This window comes from Nocardia sp. BSTN01 (genome assembly GCF_015354405.1).
GTDB lineage: Bacteria > Actinomycetota > Actinomycetes > Mycobacteriales > Mycobacteriaceae > Nocardia.
In genome coordinates this window covers 1-17610 of sequence record NZ_JADKYP010000086.1, presented here as the reverse complement: position 1 = coordinate 17610, position 17610 = coordinate 1, and the positions used below count along the sequence as shown (strand labels likewise).

General features: G+C 68.9%; 19 protein-coding genes and 2 pseudogenes. 19 read left to right on the top strand and 2 right to left on the bottom strand.

Annotated elements, in window-relative coordinates; genetic code table 11:
- The 14 genes and pseudogenes from IRT45_RS34140 to IRT45_RS34075 all read left to right on the top strand — a co-directional run.
- Window positions 1-245 (top strand): annotated as a pseudogene (locus IRT45_RS34140) (30S ribosomal protein S16); the annotation flags it as partial.
- A gap of 81 nt (window positions 246-326) precedes the next feature.
- The gene (locus IRT45_RS34135) at window positions 327-569 is read left to right on the top strand and encodes an RNA-binding protein (RefSeq protein ID WP_194809897.1); all 243 of its coding nucleotides are present in this window, start codon (window positions 327-329) and stop codon (window positions 567-569) included.
- A complete protein-coding gene (gene rimM, locus IRT45_RS34130) occupies window positions 570-1109 on the top strand; it encodes a ribosome maturation factor RimM (protein WP_194809896.1) in 540 nt (179 codons plus the stop codon).
- Window positions 1110-1153: 44 nt separating this feature from the next.
- A complete protein-coding gene (gene trmD / locus IRT45_RS34125) occupies window positions 1154-1837 on the top strand; it encodes a tRNA (guanosine(37)-N1)-methyltransferase TrmD (protein WP_194809901.1) in 684 nt (227 codons plus the stop codon).
- 325 nt (window positions 1838-2162) lie between these two features.
- Window positions 2163-4601 carry a Tex family protein gene (locus IRT45_RS34120; RefSeq protein WP_194809900.1) on the top strand — a complete coding sequence of 813 codons (2439 nt, stop codon included), beginning with the start codon at window positions 2163-2165 and terminating at the stop codon, window positions 4599-4601.
- 143 nt (window positions 4602-4744) lie between these two features.
- Window positions 4745-5707 carry a hypothetical protein gene (locus IRT45_RS34115; protein WP_309241280.1) on the top strand — a complete coding sequence of 321 codons (963 nt, stop codon included), beginning with the start codon at window positions 4745-4747 and terminating at the stop codon, window positions 5705-5707.
- Between the two features lie 176 nt (window positions 5708-5883).
- Entirely contained in the window at window positions 5884-6225 is a 342-nt protein-coding gene (rplS, locus tag IRT45_RS34110; protein ID WP_030513071.1) for a 50S ribosomal protein L19, read from the top strand.
- Between the two features lie 154 nt (window positions 6226-6379).
- Window positions 6380-7216: a signal peptidase I gene (gene lepB, locus IRT45_RS34105; RefSeq protein ID WP_309241279.1), complete on the top strand. Its 837-nt coding sequence runs from the start codon at window positions 6380-6382 to the stop codon at window positions 7214-7216.
- Between the two features lie 111 nt (window positions 7217-7327).
- The gene (locus IRT45_RS34100) at window positions 7328-8029 is read left to right on the top strand and encodes a ribonuclease HII (RefSeq protein ID WP_281032286.1); all 702 of its coding nucleotides are present in this window, start codon (window positions 7328-7330) and stop codon (window positions 8027-8029) included.
- A 65-nt stretch (window positions 8030-8094) separates the two neighbouring features.
- Window positions 8095-8400: a DUF2469 domain-containing protein gene (locus IRT45_RS34095; protein WP_011210678.1), complete on the top strand. Its 306-nt coding sequence runs from the start codon at window positions 8095-8097 to the stop codon at window positions 8398-8400.
- Between the two features lie 144 nt (window positions 8401-8544).
- Window positions 8545-8901: a YraN family protein gene (locus IRT45_RS34090; RefSeq protein ID WP_039779810.1), complete on the top strand. Its 357-nt coding sequence runs from the start codon at window positions 8545-8547 to the stop codon at window positions 8899-8901.
- Entirely contained in the window at window positions 8901-10409 is a 1509-nt protein-coding gene (locus IRT45_RS34085; protein ID WP_194809895.1) for a YifB family Mg chelatase-like AAA ATPase, read from the top strand. The genes IRT45_RS34090 and IRT45_RS34085 overlap by 1 nt, the downstream gene beginning before the upstream one ends.
- Window positions 10410-10810: 401 nt before the next feature.
- Window positions 10811-11947 carry a DNA-processing protein DprA gene (gene dprA, locus IRT45_RS34080; protein WP_194809898.1) on the top strand — a complete coding sequence of 379 codons (1137 nt, stop codon included), beginning with the start codon at window positions 10811-10813 and terminating at the stop codon, window positions 11945-11947.
- Between the two features lie 273 nt (window positions 11948-12220).
- Entirely contained in the window at window positions 12221-13144 is a 924-nt protein-coding gene (locus tag IRT45_RS34075; protein ID WP_194809894.1) for a tyrosine recombinase XerC, read from the top strand.
- A gap of 654 nt (window positions 13145-13798) precedes the next feature.
- Here IRT45_RS34075 and IRT45_RS34070 read toward each other — a convergent pair.
- Window positions 13799-14311 carry a DUF1990 family protein gene (locus IRT45_RS34070; protein ID WP_194809893.1) on the bottom strand — a complete coding sequence of 171 codons (513 nt, stop codon included), beginning with the start codon at window positions 14309-14311 and terminating at the stop codon, window positions 13799-13801.
- A gap of 150 nt (window positions 14312-14461) precedes the next feature.
- Between IRT45_RS34070 and IRT45_RS34065 the strand changes: the two genes are divergently transcribed.
- Complete coding sequence (locus IRT45_RS34065) at window positions 14462-15232, top strand: siderophore-interacting protein (protein WP_194809892.1); 771 nt, start codon at window positions 14462-14464, stop codon at window positions 15230-15232.
- Window positions 15233-15286: 54 nt separating this feature from the next.
- On the opposite strand, the pseudogene IRT45_RS34060 reads toward IRT45_RS34065, so the two are convergent.
- Window positions 15287-15763, bottom strand: a pseudogene (locus tag IRT45_RS34060) (M23 family metallopeptidase); the annotation flags it as partial.
- Here IRT45_RS34060 and IRT45_RS37355 point away from each other — a divergent pair.
- The 4 genes from IRT45_RS37355 to rpsB form a co-directional block, all read left to right on the top strand.
- Window positions 15696-15848, top strand: a complete 153-nt coding sequence (locus IRT45_RS37355) for a hypothetical protein (RefSeq protein WP_228535869.1) — start codon at window positions 15696-15698, stop codon at window positions 15846-15848. The pseudogene IRT45_RS34060 and the gene IRT45_RS37355 sit on opposite strands and share 68 nt — an antisense overlap.
- Before the next feature lie 214 nt (window positions 15849-16062).
- A complete protein-coding gene (locus IRT45_RS34055) occupies window positions 16063-16500 on the top strand; it encodes a DUF202 domain-containing protein (RefSeq protein WP_194809891.1) in 438 nt (145 codons plus the stop codon).
- Window positions 16497-16862: a DUF202 domain-containing protein gene (locus tag IRT45_RS34050; RefSeq protein ID WP_194809890.1), complete on the top strand. Its 366-nt coding sequence runs from the start codon at window positions 16497-16499 to the stop codon at window positions 16860-16862. The genes IRT45_RS34055 and IRT45_RS34050 overlap by 4 nt, the downstream gene beginning before the upstream one ends.
- A gap of 267 nt (window positions 16863-17129) precedes the next feature.
- On the top strand, window positions 17130-17610 hold a 481-nt coding region (rpsB, locus tag IRT45_RS34045; protein WP_194809889.1), incomplete at its 3' end, for a 30S ribosomal protein S2.

Sequence of the window (17610 nt, the reverse complement as noted above, 5' to 3'; positions counted from 1 at the left end):
CGACCGAGCCGGTGAAGCGTCTGCTGGAGATCACCGATGACTGGCAGAAGTTCAAGGGCCTGCCGGGCGCCGAGGGCACCCTGAAGGTCAAGGCCGCCAAGCCGAGCAAGCTGGACCTGTTCAACGCCGCCCTGGCCGCCGCGGACAGCGAGCCGGTCGCCGAGGCCGTCACCCCCAAGAAGAAGAAGTCCAAGGCCGCCGAGGGCGAGGGTGAGGCCGAGGCCGCGACCGAGGCTGCCGAGTAACGTGAGCGAGCGCAGCGAGCGAACCAACGGCACAGCTGCCACCGCAGTCATGCCGGAACCGAGCGCCAGCGAGGTGGAGGCATGAGTGCGGTCGTCGCCGATGCCGTCGAGCACCTGGTGCGCGGCATTGTCGCCAATCCGGACGACGTGCGCGTCGATCTGATCACCAGCCGCCGGGGACGCACCGTCGAGGTCCACGTCCATCCCGAGGATCTGGGCAAGGTGATCGGCCGCGGCGGTCGTACCGCGACCGCGCTGCGCACCCTGGTCGCCGGTATCGGTGGCCGGGGGATCCGGGTCGACGTGGTCGATACCGATCAGTAGATGGAACTGGTAGTCGGGCGGGTCGCCAAATCGCACGGTGTGCGCGGCGAACTCGTGGTCGAGGTACGTACCGACGAACCCGAACTCCGCTTCGCTCCCGGCGCCCGCCTGCGTGGCCGGGCGCCGAGAAGCGAGGCGGTGGACATATTCACGGTGGAGTCGGCCCGAGAGCATTCGGGCCGGCTTCTCGTCCGTCTCGAGGGTGTCGGCGATCGCACCGCCGCGGATGCGTTGCGGGGCACTCTGTTTCTCGTCGACACCGCCGAACTTCCGCCCTCGGAGGATCCCGACGAGTTCTACGATCACGAACTCGAAGGTCTGAGCGTGCGGCTCTCGGACGGGACCGAGATCGGGACCGTCAACGAGGTATTGCATTCGGCCGCGGGCGAATTGCTGTCGATCCGGGCCGGTGCGGGCGCCGGGGGGCGCGCCGGTCGCGAAATTCTGGTGCCCTTCGTGACCGCGATCGTGCCGACCGTGTCGCTCGCCGAGGGCCTGATCGTGATCGACCCTCCCGAAGGCCTGCTGGACGAGGAGTAGTGATGGCCACCGGAGCCGACGAACCCGCGCAGCGCTCGTCAGCTCTGCGCATCGACGTCGTCACCATCTTCCCCGAATATCTCGAGCCGCTGCGAACGGCGTTGCTGGGCAAGGCGATCGAGAAGGGCATCGTTCAACTCGACGTGCATAATCTGCGGCGCTGGACCCACGATGTGCATCAGTCGGTCGACGATGCGCCCTACGGGGGCGGTCCGGGCATGGTCATGAAACCCGTCGTCTGGGGTGATGCGCTCGACGAGGTGTGCCCGGACGAGGCATTGCTCGTCGTGCCGACGCCGGCCGGTGTGCCGTTCACCCAGGAGACGGCCCAGCGCTGGTCCACCGAATCGCATCTGGTCTTCGCCTGCGGCCGCTACGAGGGGATCGATCAGCGCGTCTTCGACGATGCCGCCCGCCGGGTCCGGGTCGAAGAGGTCAGCATCGGCGACTACGTCCTGATCGGCGGCGAGGCCGCCGTGCTGGTGATGGCCGAGGCGGTGGTGCGCCTGATCCCCGGGGTGCTGGGCAATCAGGCCTCCCACCAACAGGATTCGTTCTCCGACGGCCTGCTCGAAGGTCCCAGCTACACCCGGCCGGTGAGCTGGCGCGGACTCGAGGTGCCCGAGATTCTGCTGTCGGGCAATCACGCGCGCATCGAGGCGTGGCGGCATGAACAATCGGTGCGGCGGACCAGGGAACGGCGCCCGGATCTGCTGCCGCCGGAGTAACCGAAAACTCTGCGCGACAGGACTTCACCGCGCCGAGATCTGGCATTCGCATCGCGTGTGCCCAATGTGCCCGACGCGCCCGTGACGGGGTGCGGATGTGCGGTCGCCCGGGGCGCCGAGTTCGATCGCGGTCACGACCTGGGCGAGGCTGTGGCCAGCCGGTTTTCGGTCGTTTCCGTTCGCGGCGCGCGCGGACCGGGTGCGGCTGCGTGCGCACCGGCCGCTCCACCTGGTCTGCTGTCGGCGGCCGACGGTAGTGTCAGCCAGCGTGACGACAGCCTCCGAATCCGTCAACACCGAAGCAACCACCGGCACGGAAGCCTCCGTGGGCACCGCTCCGGCCGATGCGCCCGCTACCGGCAAGGTCCGCCTGGCCAGTGTCGGCAGGCGGATCGCCGAGGAGCTCGCGGTCCGTGACGAACAGGTCCGTGCCGCCGTAGAGCTGCTCGACGGCGGGTCGACCGTGCCGTTCATCGCCCGCTACCGCAAGGAGGTGACGGGCGGGCTCGACGACGCGCAGCTGCGGCAACTGGAGGAGCGGCTGCACTACCTGCGCGAACTCGACGAGCGCCGGAACTCGATCCTGGAATCCATTCGCGGGCAGGGCAAATTGGATGCCGCGTTGGAACAGCAGATCATGCTCGCGGAGACCAAGGCCCGCCTCGAAGACATCTACCTGCCCTACAAGCCCAAGCGGCGCACCAAGGCGCAGATCGCCCGCGAAGCCGGGCACGAGCCGGTCGCGGACGCCCTCATCGGCGACCCCGCTACCGATCCGGCCGGCTACACCGCCGAACAGCTCGACGGCGCCCGCGCGATTCTGGTGGAGCGATTCGCCGAAGACGCCGACCTCGTCGGTGAACTGCGCGAACTGATGTGGGAGCGCGGGCAGGTCACCTCGCGGGTCCGAACCGGAAAAGAAGAGGCCGGGGCCAAATTCGCCGACTACTTCGAATTCAGCGAACCCTTCGCCAAACTGCCCTCGCACCGCATCCTCGCGCTGCTGCGCGGCGAGAAGGAAGACGTGCTGAGCCTGTCGCTCGAACCCGATACCGAGGAACCGGAACCGGGGCAGCGCACCATCTACGAGGGCCGCATCGCGCACAAGTTCGGCATCGCCGACCAGGGCCGCCCGGCCGACACCTGGCTGCTGGACACGGTGCGCTGGGCGTGGCGCACCAAGCTGCAGGTCAGCCTCGGCATCGATATCCGGATGCGGTTGCGGCAGTCCGCGGAGAAGGATGCCGTCGACATCTTCGCCGCCAACCTGCGTGACCTGCTGCTCGCCGCACCGGCCGGCACCCGCACCACCATGGGCCTGGATCCGGGCTACCGCACCGGTGTGAAGGTTGCCGTGGTGGACGGCACCGGCAAGGTGGTGGCCACCGAGACGATCTACCCGCACAAACCGCAGGGCCAGACCGAGAAGTCGCTGGCCGTCCTCGGTGCGCTGGTGGCGCGCTTCGACGTGGAGCTCATCGCGATCGGCAACGGCACCGCGTCCCGGGAGACCGACGCCCTTGCCGCGGAGCTGATTTCTCGGATCGGTGCGACGCCCGGCGCGCGGAAGCCGACCAAGATCGTGGTGTCGGAAGCGGGCGCCTCGGTGTATTCCGCCTCCGCGTACGCCTCGCAGGAACTGCCGGAACTGGACGTCTCGCTGCGCGGCGCGGTCTCGATCGCGCGCCGGCTGCAGGATCCGCTGGCCGAACTGGTGAAGATCGAGCCGAAATCCATCGGCGTCGGCCAGTATCAGCACGACGTCTCCGAAACGCTGCTGGCCCGGTCGCTGGGTGCGGTGGTCGAGGATGCGGTGAACGCGGTCGGTGTCGACGTCAACACCGCCTCGGTGCCGCTGCTGTCGCGCGTCTCCGGCATCGCGTCCTCGGTCGCGGAATCGATTGTGGCGCATCGCGATCAGAACGGACCGTTCCGCAGTCGCACCGCGCTGCTGGGTGTTCCGCGGCTGGGGCCGAAGGCATTCGAACAGTGTGCGGGCTTCCTGCGCATCCGCGGTGGCGACGATCCGCTGGACTCCTCGGCCGTGCACCCCGAGGCGTATCCGGTGGTGCGCCGGATGCTGGAGGCGACCGGCCGCGACGTGCCCGGCCTGATCGGCAACACCTCCGCCCTGCGCGCACTGCGGCCGGGTGAATTCACCGACGAGAAATTCGGTGTGCCGACCGTCACCGACATCATCGCCGAACTCGAGAAGCCCGGCCGTGACCCGCGCCCGGAGTTCAAGACCGCCGAATTCGCCGCCGGGGTGGAGAAGGTCGCCGACCTCGAACCCGGCATGGTGCTCGAAGGTGTGGTGACGAACGTGGCCGCCTTCGGCGCCTTCGTCGATGTGGGTGTCCATCAGGACGGTCTCGTCCACGTGTCGGCCATGTCGCATTCGTTCGTCCGCGATCCCCGCGAGATCGTGAAGTCCGGTGACGTGGTGAAGGTGAAGGTGCTGGAGGTCGACGTCGCCCGCCAGCGCATCGGCCTGAGCCTGCGCCTGGACGACGAGCCCGGTGCCGGCAAACCCGAGAAGGGCGGCGCGGGCCGGCGCGGTGGGCAGAACCGGGGTGGTCAGCCGCGCGGCGGCCAGGGCAATCAGGGTCCCGGCGGCCAGGAGCGTGGTGGTCAGGATCGCGGCGGACAGAACCGTGGCGGCGGCCAGAACAAGGGGCAGGGCCGAAATCAGCAGCGCCGCAGCGCGCCGGAGCCGTCGGGCGCGATGGCGGATGCGCTGCGCCGCGCCGGTTTCGGGCGGTAGGACCTCGGCGGCCGCCGCATTCGAGTTTGTCCCGACTGCGGCGGCCGGGTACGGGACAATGGAGTCGCGGGGTTCGATCTCGGTGATCGGCCCCGCGGGGCATCACTACCCCGACCCCGGTTCCGAGTGAGGGGACGACGGCTGTGCGGCGCTGGTTCGACGACGCGATTCTCGCGGAGGGACGCCTGCCGTTGCTGTGCTTCCTGCTCGGCTTCATCGTCGGATTCCTGCTGATCCGGCTCAGTGTGCGGATGATTCGCAAGCAGGTGCGCTGGTGGCCCGGCAACCTGCGTGCCGGCAACGTGCACATCCACCACATGGTGTTCGGGGTGGTGCTGGTGCTGGCGTCGGGATTGGGCATGGTCGCGACCTACCACAGTGGGGTCGGCACCATCTCCGCGCTCGCCTCGACGTTCGGGGTCGGCGCGGCGCTGGTACTCGACGAATTCGCGCTGATCTATTACCTGCGCGACGTGTACTGGGAGGAGCAGGGGCGCACATCGGTCGATGCGGTGTTCGTCGCGGTGGCGGTCACGGGGTTGCTGTTGCTCGGCTTCCATCCGCTGTGGTTGCTCGACGTCAACGACATCCGGCACGACAGCAGCGTCGCGGGGCGCAGTTTCCTCGGCATCTTCGCGCTGGTGAATCTGGTGCTGGCCGCGATCGTCATCGCCAAGGGCAAGATCTGGACCGGATTGTTCGGCATGTTCTTCCTGCCGTTGCTGGTCGTGGGTGCCCTGCGGCTGAGCCGGCCGGGTGCGCCGTGGGCACGCTGGCGCTACGGCGAGCGCCGCCGCCTGATGTACCGGGCCGTCGTGCGCGAACGCCGGTACCGGCGCCCGGTGATCCGGGCGAAGATCTTCGTGCAGGATCTGGTCGCCGGTAAGCCCGATGTCGCCCACGTCCGCAGCGCCGCCGAGGAAGAGTTGGCGCGGACCGTGGTCCCCGCTCCGCCCGCCCATCTGCGGACCAGGACCATGCGGGCCTCGATGCACGAGGGGCCGGTCCGGACGAGCTCTGCCGACACCTCGCCACCTGCGGATACGACGCGACCGGTCGATGCCGACGGCCTGACCGGGGCCCACCCTCAGCATTCCGGACAGTGACGCCCGAACCGCGCGGACTTCGGGGGGCGATTTTTCGTGCAGCGGCCTGATCTGGCACAATGCTCAGGTTGCTCTGGGCGAATTCGACCCGGTGCACCGCCCACTATCCGGAGCACGAACCGGCCGAGCAGTTGCCGCCAGGTTCCTCTGTTCACGCGAACTTCCAAAGGACGGAAATGAACACCCTCGACTTCGTCGACGAAAAGTCGCTGCGCACCGATATCCCGGACTTCCGCCCGGGTGACACGGTGAACGTGCACGTGAAGGTTATCGAAGGTAACAAGGAGCGCATCCAGGTCTTCAAGGGTGCGGTCATCCGCCGCCAGGGCGGCGGCATCCGCGAGACCTTCACCGTGCGCAAGGTGTCGTTCGGCGTTGGTGTCGAGCGCACCTTCCCGGTACACAGCCCCAACATCGACCACATCGATGTGGTGACCCGCGGTGACGTCCGCCGGGCCAAGCTGTACTACCTGCGCGATCTGCGCGGCAAGGCCGCCAAGATCAAGGAGAAGCGCTGAACATCAGGGCTCTGCCCGTTCACGCCGACCCCCGGTCCTCGCGACCGGGGGTTTCCTTTTTTTCCGCCCGGGATGTGCCCGAGATGCCCGCATTCCCGGCGCGCGGGGTGCGCCGGGGCGACGACGAACATGGCTGCGGGATAACCTGTTCGGCGTGGCAGACGAAAGCGAGTCGGTGGCGGTGCCCGGAGCCGATGACAACCGTGCCGGTGGCGAACGCACAGGCGAGTCCGCATCGCGCAGCCGGCGCGGCAGGCGCAAGCGCAAGCAGCGGCCCTTCTGGCAGGAACTGCCGATCCTGATCGTCATCGCCGCCGTGATCGCGGCGCTGGTGGTGAATTTCATCGGCCGGCCCTATGTGATCCCGTCACAGTCGATGGAACCGACCCTGCACGGCTGTGCCGGCTGCACGGGCGACCGGATCTACGTCGAGAAGCTGAGCTACGACTTCGGGGATCCCAAGCCCGGCGACGTCGTGGTCTTCGTCGGCCCGAGCGGCTCCTGGAACAAGTCCTACCACTCCAATCGCTCCAGCAATGTCGCCGTGCGCGGCGTGCAGAACTTCTTCTCGTTCTTCGGACTGGTGCCGCCGGATGAGAACGACCTGGTCAAGCGTGTGATCGCGACCGGCGGCCAAACCGTGCAGTGCTGCGACGCGCAGGGCCGGGTGATGGTCGACGGCAAACCGCTCGACGAGCCCTACGCGCACTACATCTATCCCTATCAGCCGGGGCTGGCCTATGCGACCAAGGTGGCCGGCGGGCTGTCGATCGACCCGCGCGGTCGCGAATTCGGCCCGGTCAAGGTGCCCGACGGCAATCTGTGGGTGATGGGTGACAACCGCAACGAATCGGCGGATTCGCGCGCCCATGTCGACGACGAGTACTCCGGCACCGTGCCGATCGACGCCGTGCGCGGTAAAGCGGTGTTCAAGATCTGGCCGCCGAACCGGATCGGCCCGGTCAAGTCACAGAATCCGCAGACGAACTGAGGCGCGCGGCGCGAGATAATCGAGTCACGGGATAGTCGAACGGTAGGTGCAGTGGCGGAGACATCGCGACGCACGACGCGCAACGGTAAGGGCGGCAAGATCATCCGGCCGGTGGTTCGCACAGGGGATTGGCCGCCGCGAGTGGTGATGCGGCGGGCCGGTGGCCTGCGCACCCTGGAAGCGGCGCTGATCCGCAGTGGCCTCGGTCCCGTCGCGGGTGTCGACGAGGCGGGCCGGGGATGCTGCGCCGGCCCGCTCGTGGTCGCGGCCTGTCTGCTCGCGCCCAAGGCCTACGATTCCCTTGCGGGACTGGATGATTCGAAGAAGCTGACCGAGGCCGTGCGCGAGCAGTTGTATCCGGTGATCGTGCGCCGGGCGCTGGCCTGGAAGGTCGTGGTGATCCCCGCCTGGGAAATCGACGCGATCGGCATCCACGTCGCCAATATCGAGGGCATGCGCCGGGCGGTGGCTGGTCTGGAGGTGCGGCCCGGCTACGTACTCACCGACGGCTTCCGAGTGCCGGGTATCAGCGTTCCGTCGCTGCCGGTGATCGGTGGCGACGCGGCGGCGGCGTGTATCGCCGCGGCCAGCATTCTGGCCAAGGTCACACGCGACCGGATCATGGTCGAGATGGACCGTGACCTGCCCGGATACGGTTTCGCCGCGCACAAGGGCTACAACACGCCCGAACATCTGGCGGCGCTGGAGCGGCTCGGGCCCAGTGACGAACACCGCCGGTCGTGGCGCAACGTGCGGGGCACCGAGGCCGGGGAGACCGGGCGGGTGGCCGCCGATCCGGCCCATGCGGGATGATGTGACCTACAGCGTTCGTGGCGATAGAGGAGGATATTCCACCCGATGAGCGAGCGGAGCGAGGCATGAGCGCCGAGGACCTCGAGAAGTACGAAACCGAGATGGAACTCTCGCTGTATCGCGAGTACAAGGACATCGTCGGTCAGTTTTCGTACGTCGTCGAGACCGAACGCCGCTTCTATCTGGCCAATTCTGTCGAGTTGCGCCCGCAGAACGCCGACGGTGAAGTGTATTTCGAAGTGCGGATGTCGGATGCGTGGGTCTGGGACATGTATCGGCCCGCCCGCTTCGTCAAACACGTCCGCGTGATCACGTTCAAGGACGTGAACATCGAGGAACTGGAGAAGCCGGACCTGCGCCTGCCCGAATAGCGCGCAGGCCGCGAGAACCGTCCCACCTGGGGTGATCGGTCGCCGGCACCGCCGTTGATCCACAGCCCCGGGTTCATCCACAGACTTTCTGTTTCCGCAGGTGAGCCCCGCAGTCCGCGATCACGCCGACGGCATCCTGAGCGGGTGGCACACAATCTGGCGCTCGGCGCCCACGGAGAAGAACTGGCCGCGCAGTTCCTGCAGGGGGCCGGGATGCGGATCGTCGAACGAAATTGGCGGTGTCGCTACGGCGAACTGGACCTCATCGTCCGGGAGTCCGACACCACGGCCTTCGTCGAGGTCAAGACGCGTTCCGGGCTGGGGTTCGGCACACCGGCCGAGTCGGTGACCTTCGCCAAACAGCAGCGCATCCGGCGGCTGGCACTGCTGTGGCTGGCCGAACAGAGCGGACCGTGGCGGCGGGTCCGCTTCGATGTGGTGTCGGTCCTGCTGCTGCCGGGCCGGGACCCACAGATCGAGCATGTCCGGGCGGCCTTCTGATGGCCCTGGGACGCGCTCATTCGGTCGCCGTGACCGGGGTGGACGGGCAACTCGTCGAGATCGAGGCAGATATCGGTCAGGGGTTGCCGTCGGTACACCTGGTCGGGCGCCCGGACACCACGCTGCAGGAATCGCGGGACCGGGTCCGGGCCGCCGTGGCGAACTCGGGGGAGAAGTGGCCCGACGGGCGGGTGATTCTCGCCTTGTCGCCCGCGACGCTGCCGAAAGTCGGCAGCGTGTACGACCTGGCATTGGCCGCGGCCGTGCTGCACGCCGGTGATTCGGTACCGGGAGCGAAGCTGGCCGGTACGGTCCTGCTCGGCGAACTGGCGCTCGACGGCCGGGTGCGGCGGGTGCGGGGCATTCTCCCCGCCGTGCTGGCGGCGCGGACCGCCGGCCGCCGGACCGTCGTGGTGCCCGAATCGGTGCTCGGCGAGGCCGGGCTGGTGGACGGCATCACCGTGCTCGGGGCGCCGACACTGCGGGCACTGATCGACTGGCTGCGCGGTGACGGCGAACTGTCGGCACCGGACAGTAGCTACACCGCCCCGCGGCGCAGTGTCGGCGATCTCAACGAGGTGGTCGGGCAGGACGAGGCGCGCTGGGCATTGGAGGTAGCCGCGGCCGGCGGCCACCATCTGCTGCTGACCGGGCCGCCCGGCATCGGCAAAACCATGTTGGCACAACGCCTTCCGGGGTTGCTGCCGGCGTTGACGGAATCGGAGTCGCTGGAGGTCACCGCCATCCATTCGGTGGCCGGGACGTTGTCGGACGATCATCCGCTCATCACCACGGCGCCGTTCGTGGCTCCGCACCATTCGACGTCGGTGTCGGCGATGGTCGGCGGCGGTTCCGGATCCGCGCGCCCGGGGGCCGTCAGCCGGGCCCACCGCGGTGTCCTCTTCCTCGACGAATGTGCCGAGATCGGAACCAAGGTGCTGGAGGCGTTGCGAACTCCGTTGGAGGAGGGGGAGGTTCGCATCGCCCGCCGCGACGGCGTGGCCCGATATCCGGCCCGCTTCCAGCTCATCCTGGCGGCGAACCCCTGTCCGTGTGCGCCCGCCCGCGATGTCGACTGCATCTGTGCGCCGCTGGCCCGCCGCAGATATCTGGGCAAACTGTCGGGGCCACTGATGGATCGCATCGACATCTGGGTCCAGATGCATGCGCACGCCGCCGGAACGTTCACTCCGTCCGACGCCGAATCCAGTGTCGTCGTGCGGGAACGGGTCGAGCTGGCGCGGCAGGTCGCGGCGCGGCGCTGGTCCGAGTACGGGTGGACCGTCAACGCCGAGGTGCCGGGACATGTGCTGCGCCAGCGCTTCCGGCTGCCGGCCGATGCGCTGGCACCGGTGGAGAGTGCGCTGCGGCAGGGCCGGATGTCCGCACGCGGTGCGGACCGTGCGATCCGAGTGGCCTGGACCGTCTGCGACTTGCGCGGAGGAGAGGTGCCGTCGGCGCAGGACGTCCTGCAGGCCTTGAACTTTCGGCAACGCGGCGTGTCCTGAGTCGTTGTGCGCCGTGCTTCGGCGCTCATCGTCTGGGCGTGGGCGTGGGCGTGGGCGTGGGCGTGGGCGTGGGCGTGGGCGTGGGGAGGAAGGCGTGGAGCGCGTCAGGGCGTGAGCGTGGGGATGGGTTGACCGAATGCGCAGTAAGGGAGGGAATTGATGATTCGCAGATCGATGGTCCGCGCGGGAACGGTCATCGCCGAACGCGTTGGGAGCCGAGATCGGGTGGACAGGCACGGTGTGCTTCGCGGGTCGGGGGACGACATGACCGCGACGCCGGCCGGTCGAATTCGGCGGCACCACCGGCATGTGTGCCGCGTCGGCGGCGAGACGGAGGTGTCGCGGTGACCGGTTGCGGCGTCGGCGTGGACGGCGATTCGGGTGGTGGGGTCGCGTCTCTGGTGACCGTCGACGCGGACGAACGGCGGCTGGCATGGGTCTATCTGTCTCGCGTGGTGGAGGGTCCGTGTCCGGCGTTGTCGGCGCTCATCGCGCGCGTCGGGGTGGTGGAGGCGGCGCGTGCGGTGCGTGAATGCGATCTACCCGAGTCGCTGCGTGGTCCGACCGAACGCCGCCGCGACGTCGACCGTGCCGAACGCGATCTCGAGTTGATGGCGCGCATCGGTGGACGAGTGATCACTCCCGACGACGCCGAGTGGCCGCAGTGGCGCCTGCTGGGCCTGACCCAGCTCGACCCGGCCCGCGACGCCGACGCCGCGGTGCCGCTGGTGCTGTGGGCCCGCGGTCCGTTGTCGTTGCAGCAGCACACCGAACAGGCCCTCGCCGTGGTGGGCGCTCGCTGCTCCTCCGGATACGGCGAACAGGTCACCGCCGAACTCGCGGGTGAACTGGCCGCGCACGGCTGGACGATCGTGTCCGGAGCCGCCTTCGGCATCGACGGGACGGCGCATCGCGCCGCGCTCGCGGTGGGCGGCCCCACCATCGCCGTGCTCGCCTGCGGCGTCGACCGCCCTTATCCCGCTCAGCACGAACGTCTCCTGGCCGAGATCGCCGAAGCGGGTCTGGTGGTGAGCGAATACCCGCCCGGCGCCGCCGCTCTCAAACACCGGTTCCTGGCCCGGAACCGGTTGATCGCGGCCTTGTCCGACGGGGTGCTGGTGGTCGAGGCGGGCATGCGCAGCGGTGCCCGCAATACCGCGAAATGGGCTCGGCGCCTGGGCCGTCCGGCCCTTGCGGTGCCAGGACCGATCACCGCCGCGGCATCGGTCGGCTGCCACCGCATGATCCGCGACCGCGAAGCGATCCTCGTCACTCGCGTCGACGAAATCCACGACGAGGTCGGGCCACTGCGACTGTCGCTACCCACAGGCAGCGAGGCCGGTGCGAATCTCGCCGGCGACCAGGCGACGGTCTTCGCCGAACTGCCGGTGGCCGGTTCGCGCCTGCCGAAACAGATCGCCGACGAGAGCGGCCTCACCATCCACTCGGTGCGCGCGGCACTGGTCGCCCTCGAGGTCGCCGGGCTGGTCGGGTCGGATAGTTCGGGCTGGTTCCGCACCGTGCGAAAGGGGGCGTGAAAGGCGAACGCGACGCGTGTGCTCCGCAGTGATCCGCCGCCTCCCGGCGGATTGACCGACCGACCGATTCTGCCCCGCGGTTGATAGCCGGTCGACGAGTGAGCGGGCGCGCGTGCGTGGCGGGCGTGCCGTGGTGGGCAGCCCCGGTCGAGAGAAGACGGACTGGCCGGCCGGCGCCGAACGAATGCCGGCCTAGGCGGGTGCGGGTGTCGTTGCGCACTGCTGTCGGCGCGGTGGCTTGCGCGCGGGGCGGCCGCCGGTGAACGTGGAGAAATGGACGGATTACCGGGCGATCTCACGGAATTGCTCGAGCAGTACGAACGGCATTTGCTTCTCGGACGTAACCGGTCCGCGCACACGGTGCGGGCCTATCTCGGGGATGCGCGATCTCTGCTGGAACATCTGTGCGCCCGGTCGCCCGATGCCGCGGTGGGAGAGATCGATCTGCCGCTGTTGCGATCGTGGCTGGCCGAGCAATCCGCCGGGGGTGCCGCCCGGACCACCATGGCGCGGCGCGCCTCGGCCGCACGGACGTTCACCGCTTGGTTGACGCACACCGGCCGCCTCGCGGCCGATCCCGGCCCACGGCTGGGCTCGGCCCGTGCGCACCGGGTCCTGCCCGCCGTCCTGGGCAAGGACCAGGCCGATGCGGCCATGAGCGCCGCGGAATCCGGTGCGGCGCAGCGCGACCCGATGGCACTGCGCGATCGGCTCGTTGTGGAGATGTTGTACGCCACCGGGATCCGGGTCAGCGAACTGTGCGGGCTCGACATCGACGACGTGGACCGGGGCCGGAGGCTGGTCCGGGTATTGGGTAAGGGCACCAAGGAGCGCTCGGTACCGTTCGGCCTGCCCGCCGACCGGGCACTGGAGAATTGGCTGAACTTCGGGCGCCCGCACCTCGCCACCGCCGAATCCGGGCGCGCGCTGCTACTCGGCCGGCGCGGCCGCCGACTGAACCAGCGCCAAGCCAGAACCGTGGTCCACGAGGTCGTTTCGGCCGTACCGGGAGCCCCCGACCTGGGTCCGCACGGCCTGCGCCACACCGCCGCCACCCATCTGCTGGAAGGCGGAGCCGACTTGCGTGTGGTGCAGGAACTGCTCGGCCACGCCAGTATGGCGACCACCCAGCTCTACACCCACGTCTCGATCGAACGCCTGAAACGGGTGCACGATCAGGCCCACCCCCGCGCATGAGCAGCCGTGCGACGGACGCCGCGCCGGTCGCGGCGATGGTGTCGTTGCGCTGCCGGGCCCGAAACACGCCGTCGTGCACGGCAGTTCGGACACTCGCCACGGTTGTCTCGCGGAGTCGGCGCGATGCTGGGGTACCCGTCGGCGTCGGGCGCTCGATGACTCGTGCTCGGCAGGGACCGGCAAGCCGGTCCGAGCCGCGTGTGGCACGGCAAGCGAAGACGTACGCGTTGGCGTGAAGACGCCCGCGCTGCGCCGGTCGCCGTGGCGCCTGCCCGGCCCACCGCGAAACTCGCCTGCGGCGATGGTGCCGTTGGACTGCTGGGCTCGAAACACCCTGTTGTGCACGGCAGTTCGGGTACTCGGCGCGCAGTCTTTTTCGCGGAGTCGGCGCAATGCCGGGTGCCCTCCGGCGGCGGGCGCGCTGTGACCCGTGCTCGGCAGGACCGGCAAGCCGGTCCGAGGTGCGTGTCGCAGGAGAAGGCGAAGACTTTCGCGTCGGCGTGAAGACGCCCGCGCTGATCCGGTCGCCGTGGCGCCTGCCCGGCCCACCGCGAAACTCGCCTGCGGCCGGATGGCGCCGTCGCCTACGGGCAGGTCATGTCGTCGGCCACCCGGACGAGGCCGGTGTGATCGCCTACAGGCTCGCGTCGTCGCCTAGGGACGGATGGCGTCGATATAGCGGCCGGCGATGAAGTGCTGGATCGCGCGGACGACGGGGCCACCGAGCTTCGTGTACCAGGCGGCGGGGCGGGAGAAGGCGGCCACCACGCCGTAGACCGTCTCGTCGGCGGAGTCGTATTCCACCGCGAAGAGTTCCTCGCCGATTTCCGGGTGGCCCGGCAGGGTGCCGTAAGCGAAGCCGCGGCGGGTCGGTTCGTCGACCACGTAGATGACCCGGCAGGGGGCCGTAATGCCGAGACCGGCGATGCCCAGCCGCACCGTCAGGGCTGTTCCCGGTTCGGCGACCGGGGTCTCGGCGTGCTGGAAGATGCCGGTGCCACGCTGCATGCGGTAGGTCAGGATCTGCTCACCGGCGGAGTCGAACAGCGCTCGTCCGCTGCCGATGCGGCGGCGCAGGCGGAAGTGGTGATAGCCGGGCGGGAATTCTCCGGCGGTCGCTCCGACTTCCGGATACGTGAACGGCTCGGCGGCCGCGGAATTCGCCATATCTCCATCCTCGCTCGCGACGGGAGTGACGCACCAGGGATATCCGAGCGACGCAGCACGCTCACAAATTATCGCCGATATACTCCGAGCTATCGGAGATAAGTCGTGCTACGCTACCTTAGGTAACCCTAATATCGGAGGTATCGCGCTGTGGCTCGTACTCGCACCAAACTGTCTTTCCAGGTCAGGCGCACGCGACGACTGACCGACCATCTGATCCGGGTGTATCTCGGCGGTCCGGGTTTCGCCGGATTCCAGCCCAACGGATTCACCGACGCCTACGTCAAACTGCTGTTTCCCGGCCCCGACGGCGAGACGATGCGCACCTACACGGTGAGCGCCATCGATGCCGAGGCAGAGGAGATCGCCATCGACTTCGTCTACCACGGTGACGAAGGGGTGGCGGGGCCGTGGGCCGCAGCGGCTCGGCCGGGTGACGCCATCGAACTCTTCGGACCGGGCGGTGCGTATTCCCCCAAGCCCGAGGCGGATTGGCATCTGCTCGCCGGTGACGAGGCCGCCCTGCCCGCCATCGCCGCCGCGTGTGCCGCCCTGCCCTCCGATGCCGTCGGCCGCGTGTTCGTCGAAATCGCCGGCCCCGCCGACGAATTGGATGTGCCCCGCCCCGCGGCGGTCGAACTCGGGTGGGTGCATCGCGGAGATCGCGCCCCGGGCGAAGCGCTCGCCGCCGCGGTGCGTGCCGTGCCCTGGCGCGAGGGCCGCGTGCACGTCTTCATCCATGGTGAGGCCGACAAGATCATGCACGATCTGCGGCGCTATATCCGCACCGAACGCGGGGTGCCCGCCGATTGGGCCTCGATCTCCGGCTACTGGCGGCGCGGGCGCACCGAGGAGGGCTTCCGGCAGTGGAAGCGTGAACTGTCCGATCAGGAATCCGGTGCCGCCGAGGCCGTTCGCTAGACCGGCGCGGGCCGCCGCCGGGCCCGGGCGAGTGTCCGAGGGCCCCGGCGGTCGCACCGGCAGCAGGCGCACGGGGGCGCGTCGCACGAGGCCCGACGGGTCGAGATAGTCGCGGCCGCGGCGCAGGCCCCAATGCAGGCAGACGCCCGGGCAGCCGGCATGTCCGGGTTGCAGCGTCCCCAGCACCGCCCCACGTTCGACTCGGCGGCCGACCGGCACATCCGCTCGCACCGGCTCGTAGGTCGTGCGCAGCCCGCCCGGATGGTCGACCGAGACAACCGGTTTACCGCCCACCTCACCCGCGAACACCACGATTCCGGCGCCGGCGGCGAATACCGACTGTCCGGCGGCGCCCGCGAGATCGACTCCGCGATGGCCCGGGAGCCAATTCTGCGGCGGTTTCTCGAAACCGCGCACGACGGCGGGACGCGGCTGCAGCGGCCAGCCGAATCCGGTCGCGGGTGTGGCGTTCGCCGTGGTGGCGCCGCAGTTCACGGCCACCATCGCCGCCCCCAGGAGAAGTGCCGACATCCAGCGCATGCGTCCCACCCTCGCCGGAACCGAGGGACATGGAAAGATCGGTTTCGGCGTGTGTGGACAACTCGGAAGCATGTGAACAGGGCGTGTTCCTGGCAGGACGTTGTGTCGGTTCCCAGGTCCGCTGGGCTCGCCCCGTGGAAGGGCAGGTCGATGATCGTGTGTCGTGATGTCGCCGACTCGATCACGGCCGCATCGTTCGCCGGGGCGATGCGACCGAGGGAAAGACAAGTGGCCGTTCGTGATTCGGTCCCGGCCCCTCGTCTGCCCCGAGCCCGTAGCCGGTCCGGCTCGTGAGTGCCGATACGCCCGGGCCCGCCGAATCCGCACCGCAGGACTCGAGCGGCGGCGGTGCGGGCTCGTCCGCCGGGCGCAATGTCGAGTCGTCGCCCGCCTCGGCCGACGGGCCCGACCTCGACTACCGGTTCACCCTCGCCGGGGAACGCACCTTCCTCGCCTGGATCCGCACCGCGCTCGGGCTGCTCGCGGGCGGGGTCGCGGTGCACGAGTTGGTGCAGCCGTTCGGACATCACGACATCCGATCGGTGCTGGCGATCAGTTGTATCGTGCTGTCGGCCGTCATCGCGCTCGGCGCGTTCGGGCGCTGGCGGCTGGTGGGCGCTGCGATGCGGGAGGGCCGTCCGCTCCCGAACACCGTGATGGTGCCGATTCTGGCGATCGGGATCGCCGTCATCGCCATGCTGGCCGGAATCGGATTGTTGCTGTCATGACCGCGATCCCGCCGAATCGTCCGCCGGCCGTCCCGGCCGACCGTGGTTTGCAGGCCGAGCGGACGGCGTTGTCCTGGTGGCGGACCGCCGTGGGAGCGATGGCGAATGCGCTGCTGTTCCTGCATGTCGCCTTGACCAGCGGTGACCGTGCCGCCACCGTCCTCGCGCTGGTGGCGATCGGTGCGCTGGCGGTGATCACCACCGTCTGCGTGGCGCGCAGCCGGAGCCTGCACACCCATGCGTGGGGGCGATGGAGTGACGGGCGGGTCGCGATGTCGATGACGAGCGCGGCGATCTGCGTGGTGGCGTCGGCGGCACTCGTGGTGGCGTTGCTGGAGTCGACGCCCGGCTGGCATCTCTGAGCTGATCTGCGCCTCGGCAGGTTGCCCGGCGTCCGCTGGGCGGGGGCGGGAATCCGGGTGCTGACCACCTCGTTTATGTTCTCACCTGCGCTGGTCGTAGACTGGCAACGCGGTTCGCTGTACGCGGATCGACTTCGCGCGTCCGATCACGGTGCCGTCGGCTGGTCCTCCCGAATTTTTCCGGAAGGTCCGGCGGCCACGGACGCCAGGGCAGAGATCGACCCTCGATTTCTGCGTCAACCGGCTCAGAAAGGCGGGTACGCAGCTATGGCTGTCGTAACCATGAAGCAGCTGCTCGACAGCGGCGCACACTTCGGTCACCAGACCCGGCGGTGGAACCCGAAGATGAAGCGGTTCATCTTCACCGACCGCAACGGCATCTACATCATCGACCTGCAGCAGACGCTGACCTACATCGACAAGGCCTACGAGTTCGTCAAGGAGACCGTCGCCCACGGTGGCACCGTTCTCTTCGTCGGCACCAAGAAGCAGGCTCAGGAGTCGATCGCGGCCGAGGCGACTCGCGTCGGGATGCCCTACGTCAACCAGCGCTGGCTGGGTGGCATGCTCACCAACTTCTCCACCGTGCACAAGCGGCTGCAGCGCCTGAAGGAACTCGAGGCGATGGAGCAGACCGGTGGTTTCGAGGGCCGCACCAAGAAGGAAATCTTGATGCTGACCCGCGAGAAGAACAAGCTGGAGCGCACCCTCGGCGGTATCCGCGATATGGCCAAAGTGCCCTCGGCCA

What these genes read in the sequence shown, in the direction of transcription:
- IRT45_RS34075 (WP_194809894.1), top strand. Translation starts at nt 12,221, where the DNA reads ATGGACGGATTACCGGGCGATCTCACGGAATTGCTCGAGCAGTACGAA.
- IRT45_RS34095 (WP_011210678.1), top strand. Translation starts at nt 8,095, where the DNA reads ATGAGCGCCGAGGACCTCGAGAAGTACGAAACCGAGATGGAACTCTCG.
- rimM (WP_194809896.1), top strand. Translation starts at nt 570, where the DNA reads ATGGAACTGGTAGTCGGGCGGGTCGCCAAATCGCACGGTGTGCGCGGC.
- rplS (WP_030513071.1), top strand. Translation starts at nt 5,884, where the DNA reads ATGAACACCCTCGACTTCGTCGACGAAAAGTCGCTGCGCACCGATATC.
- IRT45_RS34085 (WP_194809895.1), top strand. Translation starts at nt 8,901, where the DNA reads ATGGCCCTGGGACGCGCTCATTCGGTCGCCGTGACCGGGGTGGACGGG.
- IRT45_RS34070 (WP_194809893.1), bottom strand. Translation starts at nt 14,311, where the DNA reads ATGGCGAATTCCGCGGCCGCCGAGCCGTTCACGTATCCGGAAGTCGGA.
- IRT45_RS34135 (WP_194809897.1), top strand. Translation starts at nt 327, where the DNA reads ATGAGTGCGGTCGTCGCCGATGCCGTCGAGCACCTGGTGCGCGGCATT.
- IRT45_RS34050 (WP_194809890.1), top strand. Translation starts at nt 16,497, where the DNA reads ATGACCGCGATCCCGCCGAATCGTCCGCCGGCCGTCCCGGCCGACCGT.